General features: G+C 72.1%; 15 protein-coding genes. 11 read left to right on the top strand and 4 right to left on the bottom strand.

The window, feature by feature from the left end; all coding sequences use genetic code 11:
* The first annotated feature begins 120 nt into the window (after positions 1-120).
* The 7 genes from ACWGO8_RS00965 (at position 121) to ACWGO8_RS00935 (ending at position 5,673) form a co-directional block, all read left to right on the top strand.
* Positions 121-879, top strand: coding sequence for a hypothetical protein (locus ACWGO8_RS00965; RefSeq protein ID WP_452041292.1), 759 nt, complete (start codon positions 121-123; stop codon positions 877-879).
* A gap of 49 nt (positions 880-928) precedes the next feature.
* On the top strand, positions 929-1,654 hold the full coding sequence (locus tag ACWGO8_RS00960) for a hypothetical protein (RefSeq protein ID WP_452041291.1): 726 nt from the start codon (positions 929-931) through the stop codon (positions 1,652-1,654).
* A complete protein-coding gene (locus ACWGO8_RS00955) occupies positions 1,651-2,382 on the top strand; it encodes a hypothetical protein (protein WP_452041290.1) in 732 nt (243 codons plus the stop codon). The genes ACWGO8_RS00960 and ACWGO8_RS00955 overlap by 4 nt, the downstream gene beginning before the upstream one ends.
* Positions 2,383-2,411: 29 nt before the next feature.
* The gene (locus tag ACWGO8_RS00950) at positions 2,412-3,143 is read left to right on the top strand and encodes a hypothetical protein (protein ID WP_452041289.1); all 732 of its coding nucleotides are present in this window, start codon (positions 2,412-2,414) and stop codon (positions 3,141-3,143) included.
* Positions 3,144-3,214: 71 nt separating this feature from the next.
* On the top strand, positions 3,215-4,345 hold the full coding sequence (gene ispG, locus ACWGO8_RS00945; RefSeq protein WP_376957263.1) for a flavodoxin-dependent (E)-4-hydroxy-3-methylbut-2-enyl-diphosphate synthase: 1,131 nt from the start codon (positions 3,215-3,217) through the stop codon (positions 4,343-4,345).
* Positions 4,346-4,421: 76 nt separating this feature from the next.
* Positions 4,422-5,420: a hypothetical protein gene (locus ACWGO8_RS00940; RefSeq protein WP_452041288.1), complete on the top strand. Its 999-nt coding sequence runs from the start codon at positions 4,422-4,424 to the stop codon at positions 5,418-5,420.
* 73 nt (positions 5,421-5,493) lie between these two features.
* Positions 5,494-5,673 (top strand): hypothetical protein, encoded by a 180-nt coding sequence (locus tag ACWGO8_RS00935; RefSeq protein WP_452041287.1) that lies wholly within the window; start codon positions 5,494-5,496, stop codon positions 5,671-5,673.
* A 2-nt stretch (positions 5,674-5,675) separates the two neighbouring features.
* Here ACWGO8_RS00935 and ACWGO8_RS00930 read toward each other — a convergent pair whose 3' ends face one another.
* The gene (locus ACWGO8_RS00930) at positions 5,676-7,106 is read right to left on the bottom strand and encodes an RNB domain-containing ribonuclease (protein ID WP_452041286.1); all 1,431 of its coding nucleotides are present in this window, start codon (positions 7,104-7,106) and stop codon (positions 5,676-5,678) included.
* A gap of 86 nt (positions 7,107-7,192) precedes the next feature.
* Here ACWGO8_RS00930 and ACWGO8_RS00925 point away from each other — a divergent pair, with 86 nt between their 5' ends.
* Positions 7,193-8,959, top strand: coding sequence for a proline--tRNA ligase (locus ACWGO8_RS00925; protein ID WP_452041285.1), 1,767 nt, complete (start codon positions 7,193-7,195; stop codon positions 8,957-8,959).
* Between the two features lie 54 nt (positions 8,960-9,013).
* On the opposite strand, the gene ACWGO8_RS00920 is transcribed toward ACWGO8_RS00925, so the two are convergent.
* Positions 9,014-9,829: a DUF1206 domain-containing protein gene (locus ACWGO8_RS00920; RefSeq protein WP_452041284.1), complete on the bottom strand. Its 816-nt coding sequence runs from the start codon at positions 9,827-9,829 to the stop codon at positions 9,014-9,016.
* 187 nt (positions 9,830-10,016) lie between these two features.
* Between ACWGO8_RS00920 and ACWGO8_RS00915 the strand changes: the two genes are divergently transcribed.
* Positions 10,017-12,026 (top strand): PhoX family protein, encoded by a 2,010-nt coding sequence (locus tag ACWGO8_RS00915; RefSeq protein ID WP_452043504.1) that lies wholly within the window; start codon positions 10,017-10,019, stop codon positions 12,024-12,026.
* A gap of 103 nt (positions 12,027-12,129) precedes the next feature.
* On the opposite strand, the gene ACWGO8_RS00910 is transcribed toward ACWGO8_RS00915, so the two are convergent.
* Positions 12,130-13,269 (bottom strand): glycosyltransferase, encoded by a 1,140-nt coding sequence (locus tag ACWGO8_RS00910; protein ID WP_452041283.1) that lies wholly within the window; start codon positions 13,267-13,269, stop codon positions 12,130-12,132.
* Positions 13,266-13,916: a TetR/AcrR family transcriptional regulator gene (locus ACWGO8_RS00905; protein WP_452041282.1), complete on the bottom strand. Its 651-nt coding sequence runs from the start codon at positions 13,914-13,916 to the stop codon at positions 13,266-13,268. The genes ACWGO8_RS00910 and ACWGO8_RS00905 overlap by 4 nt, the downstream gene beginning before the upstream one ends.
* Before the next feature lie 231 nt (positions 13,917-14,147).
* Here ACWGO8_RS00905 and nusA point away from each other — a divergent pair, with 231 nt between their 5' ends.
* Both nusA and ACWGO8_RS00895 read left to right on the top strand, forming a co-directional pair.
* Positions 14,148-15,146, top strand: a complete 999-nt coding sequence (nusA, locus tag ACWGO8_RS00900) for a transcription termination factor NusA (protein WP_376957094.1) — start codon at positions 14,148-14,150, stop codon at positions 15,144-15,146.
* A 27-nt stretch (positions 15,147-15,173) separates the two neighbouring features.
* Complete coding sequence (locus ACWGO8_RS00895) at positions 15,174-15,437, top strand: YlxR family protein (RefSeq protein WP_452041281.1); 264 nt, start codon at positions 15,174-15,176, stop codon at positions 15,435-15,437.
* The last annotated feature ends 45 nt before the right edge of the window (positions 15,438-15,482 follow it).

Here is a 15,482-nt window from a genome sequence, read left to right as displayed (position 1 = left end):
CGGGCCCTAGTCCATATTATGGGTTATGTTTTTGTGGTGGGCCTCCCTCGGGTGCCGCACCGCAGCCATGATCGGAGGAGGCGTCTTCCGAGACGCCGACGATCCAGACCCAGGAGTCCGATGACCCGAACGTTCCGCGCCGGCGCCCTCACCGCCGCCGCGATCTCGCTCATGCTCGCGCTCGCGGGCTGCGTCGGCCCGACGCCGACGCCGACTCCGGATGCCGCGACGCCGCGTCCGACCGTGACGGCGGCGCCGACTGCGGAGCCCGTCGACCCGCTCACGACGGTGACGTCGATCGTCCTGCGGCCCGAAGCCCTCGATCTCGTGGACGCCGCCGGAGCCACCGTCGAGGCGCTCTCCTACGACCTGCCGGCGGTGGCGTTCGTCGACGCGTTGGCCATCGCGATCGGCGCGGAGCCCGAGATCGAGGAGGCTCCCGGGCACTGCTGCGAGACTCCGGCGTCGATCCATTACCGCTGGCCGGGGCTCGAGGTCTGGGACGACCAGGTCGGAGGATGGGACGACGCCGACCCGACCGTCTGGATCCCGAACGATGGTCCCGACCTGCGGGACATGAATCTCGTCGTGATCGCCGGTGCCCCCGACAGTCACGGCACTCCGCTGACGACCGTGCGGGGCGTGCAGGCCGGCGCGGATGCCGCCGCGCTCGCCGAGGACGTCGGGATGCCCTACGTCGGCGACGGGTTCGACGCGATCCCCGTCGAGACCGGCCCGGAACTCGGCCCGCCGAGCGAGCACGTGCTCGACGTGCGCTTCGCGGGGCAGCCGAACGCGTACTCCGTCGTCCTGCAGTCCCTGCCGGACGGAAGCACGCGACTACTCGCGCCGCACAACGTCGGGATCGCGGGCGTCTGAGGACGTCCGCGCGCACCCGACCACCCCGACCACTCCGACAGGAGCCTCGATGACCCGAACGTTCCGCGCCGGCGCCCTCACCGCCGCCGCGATCTCGCTCATGCTCGCGCTCGCCGCGTGCGTCGGCCCGACGCCGACTCCGGATGCCGCGACGCCGCGTCCGACGTCGACGGCGACGCCCACCGCTGAGCCCGTCGACCCGCTCACCACCGTGACCACCCTGGTCGCCCGACCCGAGTCGTTGGTGCTGCACGACGCGGCCGGAGACGAGATCCTCTCGCTCGACTACCTCACCCCTGCGGCTCCGGCCATCGAAGCGCTCACGACGGTGTTCGGTGCGGCGCCGGAAGACGAGGAGTACCCGGGGAACAGCCACTTCCCGCCGACCACCGCGCACCGCTGGGGCGGGTTCGAGCTCTGGGAGACCCGTTACGCCGATCGCTGGGCGGACTTCGCCGACCAGACGCCGACGCTGTACCGCCCGAGTTTCCGCGTGCAGTTCAAGGACTCGCAGAGCTCTGGCGTGGCACTCACCACGTTCGACGGTATCGGGGTCGGGTACTCGTGGAGCGACCTCCAGGCCATACCCGACCTGCAGGTCAATCCCAGTGGATGCTCCGGGCCCTACCTCGACTACATCGAGCGCGACGAGACGTGGGCCGACGGCACGGTGCACGCGCAGCGATACGGCGTGGATTTCACCAATCTCGACGATCCCGATGCCATCACCGAAGTCGGTGCGCCGATGCCGATCCACGAGGACGGTTGCGCGTGACCGCCCTCCGCCCGGGCATCCTCCCCGCCGCTGCGATCGTCGTCGCGCTGGCCTTCACTGGCTGCGTCGGCCAGTCGTCGGCGGAGGACACCTCCGCGCCGTCGTCGCCGGACTCCGTGCCGAGCGCGGCCCCTACCACCGCGCCCGCGGAGCCGGCGATCGCGTCGATCGTCGTCCGCCCCGAGCAGCTCGACCTGCAGGACGGGTCGGGCACCGTCGTCCGGACGCTCTCGTACGACCTGTCGGCTGAGGACTTCGTCGCCGACCTGACCATGGTCTTCGGCGGCGAGCCCACGATCGAGGAGGACCCTGGGTCGTGCTGCGAATCCCGGCCCGCGACGCGGTACCGGTGGGACGGGTTCCAGGTCTCCGACGACCACATGGGCCATTTCGCGGACGACGACCACTCGGTCTGGATCCCCGACGACGGGCCCGACATCGCAGGCCTGAACCTCGAGGTGCAGGTCACGGCACCGACGGTGCGAGGCATCGCCATGACGACTGCACCGGGGTTCGAGGTCGGGGACGACGTCGGCGAATTCGCCGAGCTGATGGGGGAGCCGTACGATGTCGATGGCTACGTCGAGGTGCCCGTCGAGACGGGCCCTGAGCTCGGCCCGCCAGAGGTCGAGGGCAGGGCCAACGCCTACTCCGTGGTGATCTGGAAGGACGGCGCCGACGGCTTCCGCCTCGTCGCTCCCGTCAACATCGGCGTCGCGCGCGTCTAGCCTCTCGCTCGAATCGAACCAGGAGTCCGATGACCCGAACGCTCCGCGCCGGCGCCCTCACCGCCGCCGCGCTCTCACTCATGCTCGCGCTCGCCGGGTGCGTCGGCCCCACGCCGATCCCGAGCCCGACGCCGGATGCCGCGACGCCGCGCCCGACCGCAACGGCTGCACCGGCCCCCGAGCCCGTCGACCCGCTCACGACCGTGACGGAGCTCGTCGCGCGCCCCGATTCGCTCGAACTCCGCGACGCCGCCGGCGGCGTCGTCCTGAGCCTCGGTTACCTGTCGACGCCCTCCGACGCGGTCGTCGCGCTTACGACCGTGTTCGGAGCCGCTCCGGTCGATCAGGCGGTCGAGGGCGGAAACCACTTCCCGCCGCGCACCCTGCACCAGTGGGACGGGTTCGAGCTGTGGGAGCACCATTACGTCGATCGATGGGAGGGCGTCGGGAAGGAACTCTCGCTCGAGCGTCCGGCATTCACGGTCCGCTACACCGGCTCGACGGCTCGCGACGTCTCGTTGTCCACGATCGGGGGCCCCGACGTCGGCGCGGGCTGGGACGAGCTCATCGCACTTCCCGAGCTTCGGCAGAATCCCTCCGGCTGCTCCGGACCGTATCTCGAGTACGTCGAGGAGTCCCGCGCGGCCGTCGGGGGACCCGGCACCGTGAAGATCAGCGTGGAGTTCCGCCCGAGCGAGGACTCCGCGACGATCGCCGCGATCGACGCACCGGTTCCGGTGTACGAGAACGGCTGCGCCTGAGGCATCCGCTCGTCGGCCCGCACTCCCGCAGCCGGAAGTAGACTCGTACGGTGCCTGCAGTGAATCTCGGAATGCCGAAGGTCCCCGAAACCCTGGCCCCGCGACGCAAGTCCCGGCAGATCAAGGTGGGCAAGGTGCTCGTCGGCGGCGACGCGCCCGTGAGCGTGCAGTCGATGACCACCACGCCGACGCCGAACATCAACGCGACGCTGCAGCAGATCGCCGAGCTGACCGCCTCGGGCTGCGACATCGTCCGCGTCGCCGTGCCCAGCCGCGACGATGCCGAGGCGCTGCCGATCATCGCGAAGAAGAGCCAGATCCCGGTCATCGCCGACATCCACTTCCAGCCGAACTACGTGTACGCGGCGATCGACGCGGGCTGCGCGGCCGTGCGCGTGAACCCGGGCAACATCCGGAAGTTCGACGACCAGGTCGGCGAGATCGCGCGCCGTGCGAAGGAGGCGGGCGTCTCGATCCGCATCGGCGTGAACGCCGGCTCGCTCGACCCGCGCCTGCTCCAGAAGTACGGCAAGGCGACGCCCGAGGCGCTCGTCGAGTCGGCCGTGTGGGAGGCGAGCCTCTTCGAGGAGCACGACTTCCACGACTTCAAGATCTCGGTGAAGCACAACGACCCGATCGTCATGGTGAAGGCCTACCGCCAGCTCGCCGAGCGGGGCGACTGGCCCCTGCACCTCGGCGTGACCGAGGCCGGTCCCGCGTTCCAGGGCACCATCAAGAGCGCGACGGCCTTCGGCATCCTGCTCAGCGAGGGCATCGGCGACACCATCCGCGTGTCGCTGTCGGCCCCGCCCGTCGAGGAGGTCAAGGTCGGCCTGCAGATCCTGCAGTCGCTCAACCTCCGCGAGCGCAAGCTCGAGATCGTGTCGTGCCCCTCGTGCGGCCGCGCGCAGGTCGACGTCTACAAGCTCGCGAACGACGTCACCGACGGGCTCGAGGGCATGAGCGTGCCGCTGCGCGTCGCCGTGATGGGCTGCGTCGTCAACGGACCCGGTGAGGCCCGCGAGGCCGACCTCGGAGTGGCATCCGGCAACGGCAAGGGCCAGATCTTCGTGAAGGGCGAGGTCATCAAGACCGTCCCCGAGTCCGAGATCGTCGCGACGCTCATCGCCGAGGCGAACCGCATCGCCGACGAGATGGGGGCGGATGCCCCGGTCGGCAGCCCGCAGGTCGTCACGCCCTGAGCCGTCGCAGGCGCCGTCACCCAATCGAGACCGAACCGATTCGCGACAGCCCGCTCCGCGACGTTACATTCTCGACATGACACGTACGGCTGGCGCCCTACTCGCCGGTATTCTGCTCGCGGCATTGACGGGCTGCGTCCCCGCAGCGGATGCCGCCCCGCCCACGTCCGAGGCTCCGTCGCCGACGGCCTCCGCCACGTCAGAGCCCACGCCGGTGATCGCGCCGAAGCCGGCGATCGCGTTCGACGGTGCGTGCCCGGCCCTTGTCGACGACGCGACGCTGTCCGACCTCGTCGGCGGCGACGTGACGACGTCCACGGACCCCGAGAGCGAGCGGGTGTGGGCCGTCGCGGTGCTCGGGGGGCTCGAGTGCACCTGGGGTTCTGCCGCGAGCGACCCGTACGTCTCGCTCTACGTCATGCCCGCGGCGGGGCTGGAGGCGCAGGTCGCCGATGCCGAGGCGGACTCGCCGTTCTGCTACGGCCGTTGCTCGTTCAGCACGGTCGTCGGCGGCTACTGGCTCTCGGGGATCGTCGGCACGGCGGATGCCTCCTCGGACACCGCCCTCGAGGCGATCGACGTGATCACCTCGCGGGTCGCGGATGCCGCGGCCTCGTCCGCACCCGTCCCCGCCGCGCGTCCGGCCGGCATGTGGTCGGCGGCGATCGACTGCGCGGCCCTCGCGTCGGGCCTCGACACGACGTCGATCCTCGGCGAGCCGTTCGCGGCCGAGCCCGGCGGCTTCGGGGGCGAAGCCGCACCGGGGTTCTACGGCTCGCTTCGCGCTATCGGCGACTTCCCGTGCGCGTGGTCGAGCCCGGCGTCCGGGCGCTTCTTCAACAGCGAGCTGCTGCCGGGAGCGGGGTGGGCGATCACCGAGCTCGCCGGACGCGAGGGTGCCGCGCCCGTCACGGTCAGCGGTGCCGTCGCGGCCGTCGCCGTTCCCGTGGGCGGAGTGACGGCGGTCTACGCGACGGATGGCGTGAACCTCGCCTGGGTCACGGTGCCCGGGGACATCGACCAGGCGTCGTCCGGCGCGGTCGTCTCGGCGCTCATGGCGGCGGCATCGCGGTGACCCCAGCTCGCGGGTAACGTGGGCCGCACGGGATGCCCGTGCACGCGGCATCCGTTCGCGAGAGGGGACCGCGATGAGCGGAGACGGCACGCAGTACGAGTACCCCGACGAGGCCGGGTACCCCGACGGCACGGGCACGCTCCACGAGGGGACCGACGAGGCATCCGGTGAGGCCGCGGAGTCGGACACCGCCGAGGACGAGCTCGACCACTTCGCGATGCAGGACGAGGAGGACGTCGACGGCAACGTCTGACGTCAGGCCGCCCGGAACCGCACCGTACCGGTGCGGATGTCCGCGCCCTCGAGCACGACGGGCAGCTGCGCGCCCGGACGTGCCTCGGGCGGCGCGGGACAGGTCGCAGTCACCGCCGGCTCGACGAGCTGGATGACCGCCGATCCGTTGCGCAGGCCGAGCACCACGGCGTCGAACCGGTCGCCGACGCGATCCGAGAGCACCGCGGCCTCGACGCGAGCGATCGAGGCGGCGTCGAGCTGCGAGGCGCGACGCGTCGATGCGCCCATGAGCGACGGCAGCTCACCGAGGGACGCCCGTGCCCACGCGGGGACGTCGCGCCCGGCGGCGATCGCCTCGCACACCACGAGTCCCCAGCGGTCGACGAGGCGCCGGAGCGGGGCCGTGACGTGGGCGTACGGGGCGGCCAGGGCGGACTGGACGGGGTCGTCGGGCACCGTGCCGTCCATCGCCACGTAGCCGGCCCCGCGGAACAGTCCGCTCGCGGCCTGCAGGATCGCGAGCGACGCGGGCTCGTCGCGCGGCAGCTCATGGAGGTACTCGCCGTAGCCGATCGACTCGGGCCACGGGCGTCCGAGCGCCTCGGTCTGGCGGCGGAACGCCGCGATCTCCTCGTCGGACGGCTTCGGCATGGTGCGCAGGATGCCGACGCGCGCGGCGATCATGAGCTCGGCGGCGGCCATGCCGGTCATGAGCGAGAGCTGCGCGTTCCAATCCTCGACCGGCAGGAGCCTGCGTCGTTCGAGGGCGTAGCCGCCGTCGGGCGTGCGCACGATCTCCTCGTCGGGCACGTTGAGGCTCGCGCCGCCGCGCGCCCGCTCCTGCTCGAGCCGCAGCTCGCCCACCTCCTTCAGCAGGGCGAGGGATCCGTCGGCCGACCCGTCGTCGATGCTCGACTGCGCCTGCGCGTAGTCCAGCTGCGCGCGGGAGCGCACGACCGCGCGCTCGAGGCGGGTCGCGAGCACGGCTCCGGCCTCGTCGAGGTCGAACGACCACACGTAGGCGCTGCGGTCGACGCCGGGGAGCAGCGACGCCCGGTCCTCGCTGAGCACGGGCGGATGCAGCGGCACCCGGCCGTCGGCGGCGTAGAACGTCTGCCCGCGCCCGCGGGCCTCGAGGTCGACGGCGCCGCCGGGCAGCACGAAGCCCGGGACATCCGCGATCGCGTAGTGGACGACGTAGCCGCCTGGGCGTCGAGACAGGTGCAACGCCTGGTCGAGGTCGAGCGAGCCCGGTGGATCGATGGTGACGAACGGGAGGTCGCGCCGGTCGGCGGCGGGCGGCGGCGTCGGGGCCGCCGCCGACTCCGCCTCGTCGAGCACGGCCGGAGGGAAGCCGTCGGGCAGCTCGAGCGTCTCCCTGAGCTCGGCGAGCGCCGCGGCGAGCTCGCTCTGGGCGGCGGAACCGGCGACGTGCGGTCGGCGTCGAGGCATGCGCCAAGCCTAGGCGCGGCCGCGCGAGCGAGCGGTGCGGCGGATGACGCGACGACGCGGCATCCGCGCGTCACTAGAATCGTCGGGTGCCCGTACGCCTGTCGAACTTCTTCCTCCGCACGCTCCGCGAAGACCCGGCCGACGCCGAGATCGCGAGCCACAAGCTGCTCGTCCGCGCCGGCTACATCCGGCGCCAGGCGCCCGGCATCTTCGCCTGGCTGCCGCTCGGCCTGCGCGTGAAGGCGAAGATCGAGCGGATCATCCGCGAGGAGATGACCAACGCCGGGGCGCACGAGGTGCACTTCCCCGCGCTGCTGCCCCGCGAGCCCTACGAGGTCACGGGCCGCTGGACGGAGTACGGCGACGCGCTGTTCCGCCTGCAGGACCGCAAGGAGGCCGACTACCTGCTCGCGCCCACGCACGAGGAGGTCTTCACGCTGCTCGTGAAGGACCTCTACTCCTCGTACAAGGACCTGCCGCTCACGATCTACCAGATCCAGGACAAGTACCGCGACGAGGCCCGGCCCCGCGCCGGCCTCCTGCGCGGCCGCGAGTTCACGATGAAGGACGCCTACTCGTTCGACGCCTCCGACGCCGGCCTCGACGCCAGCTACCAGGCGCAGCGCGACGCGTACGAGCGCATCTTCGCGCGGCTCGGGCTCGAGTACGTGATCGTCAAGGCGGATGCCGGCGCGATGGGCGGCTCGAAGTCGGAGGAGTTCCTGCACCCGACGCCCGTCGGCGAGGACACGTTCGTCCGCTCGGCCGGGGGCTACGCGGCGAACGTCGAGGCGTTCACGACGGTCGTCCCCGAGTCCGTCCCGTTCGACGGGCTGCCCCCCGCCGAGGTGCTCGACTCGCCGAACACCCCGACCATCGCGACGCTCGTCGACCTCGCGAACCTCGAGTACCCGCGTCCCGACGGCCGCGACTGGACCGCGGCCGACACGCTGAAGAACGTCGTGCTCGCGCTCACGCACCTCGACGGCACGCGCGAGGTCGTCGTCGTCGGCATCCCGGGAGACCGTGAGATCGAGGCCAAGCGCGTCGAGGTCACGTTCGCGCCCGCGGAGGTCGAGCCCGCGACCGAGCAGGACTTCGCGCGCCACCCCGGCCTCGTGAAGGGCTACATCGGCCCGTGGTCGGCCGACGGGCCGGTGCTCGGCGCCGAGTCGTCGACCGGTATCCGCTTCTTCCTCGACCCGCGCGTGGTCGACGGCACCGAGTGGATCACCGGCGCGAACATCGACGAGCAGCACGTCTTCGGCCTGGTCGCCGGACGCGACTTCACCGCCGACGGCGTGGTCGAGGTCTCGAACGTGCGCGACGGCGACCCCGCGCCCGACGGCTCGGGCCCGGTGGAGCTCGCGCGCGGCATGGAGATGGGCCACGTGTTCCAGCTCGGCCGGAAGTACGCCGAGGCGCTGGGGCTCAAGGTGCTCGACGAGAACGGCAAGCTCGCGACCGTCACGATGGGCTCGTACGGCATCGGCGTGACGCGCATCCTCGCGATCATCGCCGAGCTCAACAACGACGACAAGGGCCTCGTCTGGCCGGCGCCGGTCGCGCCGTTCGACGTGCACGTGCTCGCCACGGGCAAGGACCAGGCGGCCTTCGACGCCGCCGAGCGCGTCGTCGCCGACCTGGAGGCCGCGGGCTACGACGTGGTCTACGACGACCGCCCGAAGCTCTCGCCCGGCGTGAAGTTCGCCGACGCGGAGCTCATCGGCGTGCCGAAGATCGTGATCGCGGGCCGTGGCGTCGCCGACGGCCTGGTCGAGGTCTGGGACCGCGCGTCGGGCGACCGCGTCGCCGTGCCGATCGACGGAGTGGTCGCCGCGCTCGCCGGCTGAGCCGCGGGCCGGTCAGCTGAGCCGCGCGCTCGGGCTCGCGCCCGCGTTCGCGGCTCAGAGGCGGGCGTACCGCGCCCGCGCGAAGCAGTACACGCCGTAGATCACGAGCCCCGCACCGACGAGCCAGAGCAGGACGCGACCGAACGGCAGCTCCGCCATGCTCCGCAGCGCGGAATCCAGCCCCCCGGCCTTCTCGGGATCGTGGGTCAGGGCCGCGATGACGAACAGCACGCCGACGACCGCCACGGCGACGCCCTTGGCCACGTAGCCGACGACGCCGAGCGCGCGGATGCCGCCGCCGACCGCGCCGGCGGGCAGCGACAGCTGCTTCTCGAAGTCGCGTCGGGCGCCCCGCACGACGAACGCGACGCCGACGCCGAGCACGAGGAGTCCGAGCAGCACGACGAGCACGACGCCGGCGGGGTTCGCGAGGAGGTCGGCGGTGAACGACCGGGTCGACTGCGAGGAGTCGGAGCTCCCGCCGAGGGCGTACACGAGGGCCGTGCCGGCGATCGCGAAGTAGGCGGCCGCGGTGCCGACCTCCTTGGCCCGCCGCCCCCAGCGCCGCTTCGCGTCGGGATCGCGCTCGACGACGGCCTCGCCGACCCGCCAGACGCCGAGCGCCGCGAGCCCGACGGCGATGACCCAGAGCACCACCACGCCGAAGGGGACGCGGGCGATCTGCTCCATGGCCCCGCTCTGGTCGGCCTCGCCGCCGCCCGCACCCGCGGCGATCGACACGGCGATCATGCCGATGACGATGTGCACGAGTCCGAGCACCACGTAGCCGACGCGGGCGGCGAGTCGGAACGCGGTCGAGTCCTGGGCGGCGTCGACGGCGGCGCTGGGGGAGACGGAGGTCGGGTTCATGTCGACACTGTAGGCACGGGCTTGTCGCGCGATCACCCCCTTGCGCTTCACCCCGACGCCATGTCGTGTTCACCGAACCGGTGCCTTCGCGTCTTCTCGGACGACGACGCTCGGATCGACCCGTTCGTCGATCGTGAGGACCCGAGAAGTGACGATTTCCGACCAGACCCCGCTGCGATTGCTCCCCATGGCCGGCCACGTCCGCGGCAAGCGCTCGGCCGTGACGTGCCGGCTGAAGTGCGCCGACGCGTGCCTCGGACCGGAGTGCAACACGTCGGACAACGCGCACTTCCGCGACATCGCATCGGCGGCCCTCACCCGTCGTTCGCTGCTCGGCCTGGGACTCGCCGGCGCCGTCGGGCTCGTGGTCGGCAACGCCGTCGGCGGCGCGTCGGGCGCCGCGTACGCCGCGAAGCCCGGCACCGCCGGCCTCGCGTTCGGCGCGATCGACCCCGTCGACCGCCTCGTCGACGAGTTCACGGTGCCGGCCGGCTACCGATGGAGCCCGATCATCCGCTGGGGCGACCCGCTGTTCGCGTCGTCGCCGTCGCTCGACTTCGCGAACCAGTCGGCCGACGCCCAGGCGGGCCAGTTCGGCTACAACAACGACTACCTCGACATCATCGCCGACCCGAGCGGCAAGACCGGCGTGCTCGTCGCGAACCACGAGTACGTCAACCCGAACATCATGTTCCCGCCCACGAGCGACCCCGCCGAGAAGCGCCGCCGCGGCGACATCTACAAGGCGGCGCAGGGCATGTCCGTCGTCGAGCTGCGCCGTGACAAGGCCGGCGACCCGTGGTCGTACGTGGTGGGCGGCAGCCGCAACCGCCGCATCACGGTCGAGACCGTGTTCGAGCTGACCGGTCCCGCGGCCGGCTCCGACCTGGTGAAGACCGCCGCCGACCCCGAGGGCCGCTGGGTCAAGGGCACGCTCGGCAACTGCGCCGGCGGCACCACCCCGTGGGGCACCGTGCTGTCGGGCGAGGAGAACTTCAACGGCTACTTCGCGTGGGCGGCCGACACGGCGGAGCAGAAGCGCTACAGCGGCACGTCGACGACCTCGACCGAGACCGGCTGGGAGGCGTACGACCCGCGCTTCGACGCGCACCGGGCCGGCTCCGTGAACGAGCCGAACCGCTTCGGCTGGATCGTGGAGATCGACCCGAGCGACCCGACGTCGACGCCGCTCAAGCACACCGCCATGGGCCGGCTCAAGCACGAGGGCGCCAACGTGATCATCGCCGAGGACGGCCGCGTCGTGGCGTACATGGGCGACGACGAGCGGAACGACTACCTCTACAAGTTCGTGTCGAAGGGCCGCTACACCGCGGCGACCTCGACCGGCGCGAAGAAGAAGAACCAGCGACTGCTCGGCGAGGGCGACCTGTTCGTGGCGAAGTTCACGGGCAACTCGCCCGCCGGCGAGATCACGGGCGGCGGTGCGCTGCCGAGCGACGGGCTCTTCGACGGTGCAGGCCAGTGGCTCCCGCTCACGCGGAACGGCCGGAGCGTGGTGCCGGGCATGACGATCGAGGAGGTGCTCGTCTACACGCGTCGCGCCGCCGACCTCGTGGGCGCGACCAAGATGGACCGCCCCGAGGACGTCGAGCCGAACCCGCGCACCGGCAAGGTGTACGTCGCGCTGACGAACAACAGCGCGCGAGGCACGTCCTCGCCGCTCGACGAGGCGAACCCGATCTCGGGCAACCGCTTCGGGCACGTCATCGAGCTCACCGAGACCGCCGGCCAGGCGGGCGAGACGTTCGGCTGGAGCATCCTGCTGCTCTGCGGCGACCCGTCGAAGACCGCGTACACGTACTTCGCCGGCTTCCCGAAGGAGCTCGTGTCGCCGATCTCCTGCCCCGACAACCTCGCGTTCGACTCCGAGGGCAACCTCTGGATCTCGACCGACGGCGCGCCCGGCACGATCGGGTACAACGACGGCCTCTTCCGGGTGCCGCTCGAGGGCGACCAGCGCGGCAACGTGCAGCAGTTCCTCTCGGTGCCGCGCGAGGCCGAGACCTGCGGCCCCGTGATCCACGACCGCGAGGGCCTCGTCTTCGTGGCCGTGCAGCACCCGGGCGAGAACGGCTCCGTGGCCGCGCAGACGTCCCGCTTCCCCGACTACGGCTCGGCGGCGCCCGGTGCCGTCGCCGCGCCGCGCCCGTCGGTCGTGCAGGTCTGGCACGACTGACCGTCGCTGAACGGGGTGCGGATGCGGGGGCATCCGTCACCCGTCGCGGCGGGCGGCCCTGGGGAGCGGCCGCCCGCCGCATTCCCCCTCGAGCCGTGAGCGGTCACGCCTCCTCGGGCGATCGCTCGGGCGCCTGAGTCGGTCGCACGACGAGCGCCAGCAGGCGGTCGGATGCCCCGTCGGCGGCGTCGGCCGACCGGACGCGCCGCCCGAGGTCGGCCGCAGCGGCGGCCATGCGCCGGTCGCCGAGCGCGCGCACCACGGCCTCCGCGATCTCTCCGGGACGCGCTCGCGGCGACAGCGCGATGCCCGCCCCCGCGCGTTCGACCGCGGCCGCGACCATGGGCTGGTCGGCGTGCGGGTTCATCGGGAGGATGACGAGCGGGAGGTCGTGGGCGAGCGCCGTCGAAGTCGTCGAGTGGCCGCCGTGCCCGACCACGAGCGAGGCCTCGGGGAGGACGTCGGCGTGCCGGCGCCGATCGGCCCACTCGACGTTCGGCGGCAGGTCGATCGGTCGGTCGGGCGCGATGCCGCCCGCGGTCACGAGCCCGCGCACGGGCAGCGATCCGAGCGCGGTCACGATGCGCTGGTAGGCCGCGGTCTGGCCGGGCAGCCACGTCGTCGACAGGCTGACCACGACGAGCGGCGGCCGGTCGGGATCGGGGTGCGCCGGCACGCCGGCATCGGTGGGTCCGACCCAGGCCGTGCCGGGCTCGCCGACGTGCCCGGCCGGGTCGAGCGTCGCGTCGGCCGTCACGATGCGCGCGTCGGCGCTCCGCCAGGCGGCGCGCATATCGACGCCCCGGAGCCGTGCGACGACCCCGACGGGCCCACGGGCGTAGGCGTCACGCCAGTATGCGAGGAAGGTGTGGAAGAGGACCGCGGACGGCACGCCCGCGTCGCGGGCGCCGTGCACCGCCGAGGCCGTGAGGCAGTCGACGAGCGCGACGTCGGTCGCGTCGGACCGCAGCCGGTCGGCGACCTCGCGCCGCAGGGCGCCGTCGGACCCGAGCCGGCTGAACTGCCCGAGCGTCGACGGCAGCGAACGCGGGATCGTGCAGTCCCAGAACGCGAGCGCGTCGAGCGGCTCGAAGCGGGCGCCGGTCGCGGCGACGCGGTCGCGCTGGCGCTCGTGCCCGAGGACGCGCACGTCCTCGCCGCGGCGCGCGAGCGTGCGGGCGATGTCGAGCATGGGCGGCGCGTTGCCGCCGGCGTCGACGGTCACGAGCGTGACGGCGGTCATGGTCGTCCCCATTCCCGAGTGGAGGGTCCTCGCGTGGCGGGCTCCGAGCTCGCAGGTGCGTCGATCGAGGCGAGCACGGATGCCACGAGGCGGCGCATGCGCCCGATCGTCGCCGCACGATCGAGGCCGCGGTCGCGCCGCATGAGCTTCCAGGTGTAGAGGTCGGTGGCCGCGACGAGCAGGTCGACCGCCTCGTCGCGGTCGGATGCGGCGAGCTGCTCGAGCGCCGGCGCGAACACGTCGCGCACCCAGTCGCGGTGCAGCATCCGGCCGCTCGCCGTGATCTCCGCGGCGACCGGCTCCCACGACTCCTGCGCGAGCAGCAGCAGCATGGTGCCGCCCCACGCCTCGTAGTGCTCCGCGAGCACCTCGAGCGCGGCATCCGCGTCGCCCACGGGCGTCTCGCGCTGGGCGACGACCTGCTCGCGCCCGCGGGTCGTGGCGGCGGCGAACAGGCCGTCGCGGCTGCCGTACGCGCGCAGCACGGTCTGGACCGACACCCCCGCGCGGTCGGCGATCGCTGGGAGGGTGCACGCCGCGAGAGGGACCTCGCCGGCGAGCGCCACGGTCGCGTCGAGGATGCGCGCCCGGGTGCGGTCGGCCTCGGCCGCACGGCCGCGCATGTCGTAGGTCCTCGTCGTTTTCATGATGATGTCCATTAACACCGAATTCATGGTTCATGTCAATGGGTGTTCACATGAACAATTGAGCGCACGGATGCCGCGAGCCGACGCGGTGCCTGCCGGTCCCGGTCGCGCGAGATCGCGCCCGATCGCCGTCCCGGCCTGCGGATGACGGGCGTCCCGACATTCCGGTACGGTAGAGAGTCGTCCGCTCCGAGGGGAAGCGGCATGAGAGCTGAATAGAGGAGGCCGGCGATGGACATCGACCTCAGCGTGCTCCGCATGATGGAGCGCGAGAAGGAGATCCCGTTCGACGAACTGGTGGAGATCATCGAGCAGGCGATCCTCATGGCCTACTTGAAGCACACCAACCCCGGCCAGCACGGGCACGCGAACCCCGCGGGCGCCCGTGCGCACCTCGATCGCAAGACGGGCCACGTCTCGATCTACGTGCCCGAGTACGACGAGGACGGGAACGTCGTCGGCGAGGCCGAGGACAGCCCCAGCGACTTCGGCCGCATCGCCGCGTTCGCCGCGAAGCAGGTCATCAACCAGCGCCTGCGCGACCTCGCCGACGACGCCGTGCTCGGCGAGTTCCGCGGCCGCGAGGGCGACATCGTCGCCGGCGTCATCCAGCAGGGCCCGAACCCGCGCATGGTGCACATCGACCTCGGTACGGTCGAGGCGATCCTGCCACCCGAGGAGCAGGTGCCCGGCGAGGAGTACCCGCACGGCCAGCGCATCCGCGTCTACGTGACGAGCGTCGCGAAGGGCGCGAAGGGCCCCTCGATCACGGTGTCCCGCACGCACCCCGCGCTCGTGCGCAAGCTGTTCGCGCTCGAGGTGCCCGAGATCGCCTCCGGCGTCGTCGAGATCGTGTCGCTGGCCCGCGAGGCCGGCCACCGCACGAAGATCGCCGTGCGCGCGAACCAGCCGGGCGTGAACGCGAAGGGCGCCGCGATCGGCGAGCTCGGCCAGCGCGTGCGCGCGGTGACCGCCGAACTCGGCGCCGAGAAGATCGACATCGTCGACTGGTCGGACGACCTGGCGACCTTCGTCGCGAGCGCCCTCTCGCCGGCCAAGGTGACGAGCGCCTTCGTCATCGACGAGCAGACCCGCGCCGTCCGGGCCCTGGTGCCCGACTACCAGCTGTCCCTCGCCATCGGCAAGGAGGGCCAGAACGCGCGCCTCGCGGCGAAGCTCACCGGCGCGAAGATCGACATCCAACCCGACTCGATCCTCGAGTCGAACTGACCCGCGAGCCGGGCGTCGCCGGGCCGTATGGCGGGGAGGTGTAGGATGGAACCCGTCAGAACGTGCATCGGATGCCGTTCGCGTGCCCCGCGATCCTCGCTTCTGAGGGTCGTCTCCCAGAACTCCCACGTCGTGGCCGATGCCTCGGCCGTGCTTCCGGGGAGGGGTGCGTGGTTGCATCCGACGCTCGAGTGCTACCGGCTCGCCGTGCGGAAGCGCGCCTTCGGGCGCGCGCTGCGCATTCGCGGCGAGGTGGACACCAGCAACGTAGAGAACAGGCTGAACGGCTAATGGACAACTCATGAGCGGCTCGAAATGAGACCCGTCCGCCATTGA

This window comes from Agromyces sp. NPDC055661 (genome assembly GCF_053618135.1).
The sequence above is the reverse complement of the archived record's forward strand: the minus strand, read 5'-3'. Positions and strand labels throughout refer to the sequence as shown.

What these genes read in the sequence shown, in the direction of transcription:
- ACWGO8_RS00950 (WP_452041289.1), top strand. Translation starts at nt 2,412, where the DNA reads ATGACCCGAACGCTCCGCGCCGGCGCCCTCACCGCCGCCGCGCTCTCA.
- nusA (WP_376957094.1), top strand. Translation starts at nt 14,148, where the DNA reads ATGGACATCGACCTCAGCGTGCTCCGCATGATGGAGCGCGAGAAGGAG.
- ACWGO8_RS00935 (WP_452041287.1), top strand. Translation starts at nt 5,494, where the DNA reads ATGAGCGGAGACGGCACGCAGTACGAGTACCCCGACGAGGCCGGGTAC.
- ACWGO8_RS00910 (WP_452041283.1), bottom strand. Translation starts at nt 13,269, where the DNA reads ATGACCGCCGTCACGCTCGTGACCGTCGACGCCGGCGGCAACGCGCCG.
- ACWGO8_RS00965 (WP_452041292.1), top strand. Translation starts at nt 121, where the DNA reads ATGACCCGAACGTTCCGCGCCGGCGCCCTCACCGCCGCCGCGATCTCG.
- ispG (WP_376957263.1), top strand. Translation starts at nt 3,215, where the DNA reads ATGCCGAAGGTCCCCGAAACCCTGGCCCCGCGACGCAAGTCCCGGCAG.
- ACWGO8_RS00960 (WP_452041291.1), top strand. Translation starts at nt 929, where the DNA reads ATGACCCGAACGTTCCGCGCCGGCGCCCTCACCGCCGCCGCGATCTCG.
- ACWGO8_RS00905 (WP_452041282.1), bottom strand. Translation starts at nt 13,916, where the DNA reads ATGAAAACGACGAGGACCTACGACATGCGCGGCCGTGCGGCCGAGGCC.
- ACWGO8_RS00930 (WP_452041286.1), bottom strand. Translation starts at nt 7,106, where the DNA reads ATGCCTCGACGCCGACCGCACGTCGCCGGTTCCGCCGCCCAGAGCGAG.
- ACWGO8_RS00920 (WP_452041284.1), bottom strand. Translation starts at nt 9,829, where the DNA reads ATGAACCCGACCTCCGTCTCCCCCAGCGCCGCCGTCGACGCCGCCCAG.
- ACWGO8_RS00915 (WP_452043504.1), top strand. Translation starts at nt 10,017, where the DNA reads ATGGCCGGCCACGTCCGCGGCAAGCGCTCGGCCGTGACGTGCCGGCTG.
- ACWGO8_RS00895 (WP_452041281.1), top strand. Translation starts at nt 15,174, where the DNA reads ATGGCGGGGAGGTGTAGGATGGAACCCGTCAGAACGTGCATCGGATGC.
- ACWGO8_RS00940 (WP_452041288.1), top strand. Translation starts at nt 4,422, where the DNA reads ATGACACGTACGGCTGGCGCCCTACTCGCCGGTATTCTGCTCGCGGCA.